General features: G+C 67.4%; 4 protein-coding genes. 3 read left to right on the top strand and 1 reads right to left on the bottom strand.

The window, feature by feature from the left end:
* Nucleotides 1–109 precede the first annotated feature (109 nt).
* Complete coding sequence (locus AC2VON_RS17480; RefSeq protein WP_486954081.1) at nt 110–271, top strand: transposase; 162 nt, start codon at nt 110–112, stop codon at nt 269–271.
* Between the two features lie 16 nt (nt 272–287).
* Nucleotides 288–1,388, top strand: a complete 1,101-nt coding sequence (locus AC2VON_RS17485) for a glycoside hydrolase family 76 protein (protein ID WP_486954082.1) — start codon at nt 288–290, stop codon at nt 1,386–1,388.
* Between the two features lies 1 nt (nt 1,389).
* Here the strand turns inward: AC2VON_RS17485 and AC2VON_RS17490 are convergent, their stop codons facing one another.
* Complete coding sequence (locus AC2VON_RS17490) at nt 1,390–2,127, bottom strand: DedA family protein (RefSeq protein WP_486954083.1); 738 nt, start codon at nt 2,125–2,127, stop codon at nt 1,390–1,392.
* A 444-nt stretch (nt 2,128–2,571) separates the two neighbouring features.
* Here AC2VON_RS17490 and AC2VON_RS17495 point away from each other — a divergent pair.
* Nucleotides 2,572–2,731, top strand: a 160-nt coding sequence (locus AC2VON_RS17495; protein WP_486954084.1) for a class II fructose-bisphosphate aldolase, incomplete at its 3' end; no start/stop codon positions are given.

The following is a 2,731-nucleotide window of genomic DNA, read 5'->3' on the forward strand; positions in this document are numbered from 1 at the left end:
CGGTGTCGTTGACTGAGTGACTCGATGAGAATCATCTGGCCTGGTTCGTCTGCGGCGCGGTCGAGCAGATGAATTTGTCGGCGTTCTACGTCGACTATCGCACCGATGGGTGTGGTCGTCGCATGGGCCGTCGATGATGGTGGCGCTGATGCTGTATGCCTACTGCATGGGGATGCGTTCCTCGCGGGCGATCGAGAAGGCCTGTAGCTCGGATGTGCCGTTGCGGGCCCGTTCACACCACGATCGCTCGTTTTCGCCCGGTCGGAGGTAAGGCGGGATCTAGGCGTATGGACCAGGTGTGGGTGAACCGGGCGGCCAGCGCCGAAGCCGCGGTCGCCGTACGACACCTGAAACGGCTCTGGCATCTGCCGGGCACTCAGCTCGGGGTGGTGGCCTGGCCGCCGGCGCCGCGCCGCCGACCACGGCACTGGCACTACTGGTGGCAGGCGCACCTACTGGACTGCCTGGTCGATGCGCAGCTGCGCGATCCGCGGCCGGAGCGGGTGGCCCGGATCAAGCGGCAGATCCGGTCACAGCGGATCCGCAACGGCGGATCGTGGGTGAACGACTACTACGACGACATGGCGTGGCTGGCCCTGGCCATCGAGCGGGCCAGCCGCGTGACCCGCATCGACCGGCACCGCGCGTTGGACACACTGGCCGACCAGCTCGTCACCGCGTGGGTGCCCGAGGACGGCGGCGGCATCCCGTGGCGCAAGCAGGACCAGTTCTTCAACGCCCCGGCCAACGGGCCCGCCGGGATCTTCCTCGCCCGCTATGGTGGCCGGTCGAGACGGGCCGAGCAGATGGCCGACTGGATCGACGCAACCCTGATCGACCCGCAGACGTATCTGGTGTTCGACGGCATCAAGGCCGGTTCGCTGGTGCGAGCAGAGTACCCCTACTGTCAGGGCGTGGTGCTCGGGTTGGAAACCGAGTTGGCCATTCGCACCGGCCGGCAGGCCGGCGGACGGCACGCCGCCCGGGTACAGCGCCTGGTCGCCGCGGTCGCCAAGCACATGGCGCCGGATGGGGTGCTCAAGGGCGGCGGTGGTGGCGACGGCGGCTTGTTCGCCGGGATCACCGCCCGCTACCTGGCGCTGGTCGCCACCGCGCTGCCGGGTGCTGCCGCCCAGGACGCTGGGGCCGCCGCGGCGCGCGACGCTGCCCGAGCCGTGGTGCTGTCGTCGGCGAGATCGGCGTGGGAGTACCGGCAGACGGTGGACGGACTGCCGCTGTTCGGCGCTTTCTGGGACCGCGCCGCCGAGTTGCCCGACGCCGACGGTGCGGCGGCCGAGGTGCCCGAACGCGACCTGTCGGTGCAGCTGTCCGGCTGGATGCTGATGGAGGCCGCCCATAGCGTCACAGCCGGCGTACGCAGCAGATAGCTCAGGCCGCCTGCTCGGGTTGAGGCCCCGGTCCGGGCCGCGCTTCGGTGTCTTCGGTGTCTTCGGTGTCACTGTCACGGCTGCGCCGCCGGGCCAGATACACCCTGCCCGCGGAGAACAGGGCCGGCAACAGTGACACGATCAGGACGCCCAGGATGATCGGCTCGAGGTGGTCGGTGATGCCAGGCACCTTGGTGCCCAGGAAGTAGCCGGCCAGCGTCATCCCCCCGCCCCAGAGGAGGCCGCCGACGATGTCGAAACCCAGGTACACCGGATAGCGCATGTAGGACACTCCGGCGATCACCGGCACGAACGTCCGAGCGAACGGCACGAACCGCGCCAGGATGATCGCCACCGGTCCGTATTTTTCGAAGAATGCGTGCGACTCGGTCACGTAGTGCCTCTTGAAGAAGTGCGAGTCTTCCTTCTTGAAGAGCGCCGGCCCGATCCGGCGCCCGATGAAATATCCGGTCTGATCGCCCAGCACCGCGACGATCGCGACGGCTGGCGCCAGCATCCGGATGTCGAGGGTGCCGTCGGCGGCCAGCAGGCCACCGGTGACCAGCAGTGACTCGCCGGGCAGCAGCGGGAACAGCAGGCCCGTCTCGGTGAAGACGATGACCAGGATGGTGGGCAGCACCGCGGACGCGAACAAGCCCTGCGGGCCGATCCAGTACCGCGGGTCGACCAGGTCGGGCAGGGCGACGGTGGCGGCCACGGTGGTGCTGGTGGTGCTCATGACGCTCTAACATACCGGCGGTGGTCCGGTGGGCCGGTTAACGCGACCGCAGCCTTGGGATAGTGGGGGCAGGCAACCGTTGTACCTTGGGTGTGCTTCGAGTGCACTTTGGTGTGTTGGAGCATTGCTTGTCGTAGGGCGAGGATAGGGTGGCCGCATAACTTAATCCCCGTAACTGGCCGGGATATGCCAGTTGTGGTCCAGTCGGGACCACGGCGCCGTTCGTCAGCAGTTCCAGCGGCAGCGCTGGAGACGCCGGGCCAGACCAGCGCAGACCGCTGGCCTGGCGAGCCCAGGTAAGACCGGTTCGCGCAAGCGGCGGCCGTGGGCGGTGAAGCCAGAACCCAAACCCCGCAAGGGGAGGCCGCACGAGCGTGTTACTACAACACACTCGGTGGCAACGGCATACTGGGACCACATCGCATTCGCCAGGAGGAAGCTGCTATGCCTATCGCAACATCCGAGGTTTACGCCGAGATGCTGAGACGTGCCAAGGAGAACTCGTATGCCTTCCCGGCGATCAACTGCACCTCCTCGGAGACCATCAACGCCGCGGTCAAAGGCTTCGCCGACGCCGGCAGCGACGGCATCATCCAATTCTCTA

This window comes from Mycobacterium sp. TH-M82, from assembly GCF_057473605.1.

Excerpts from the sequence above, each read along its gene's own strand:
- AC2VON_RS17485 (WP_486954082.1), top strand. The coding sequence starts at position 288 with ATGGACCAGGTGTGGGTGAACCGGGCGGCCAGCGCCGAAGCCGCGGTC.
- AC2VON_RS17490 (WP_486954083.1), bottom strand. The coding sequence starts at position 2,127 with ATGAGCACCACCAGCACCACCGTGGCCGCCACCGTCGCCCTGCCCGAC.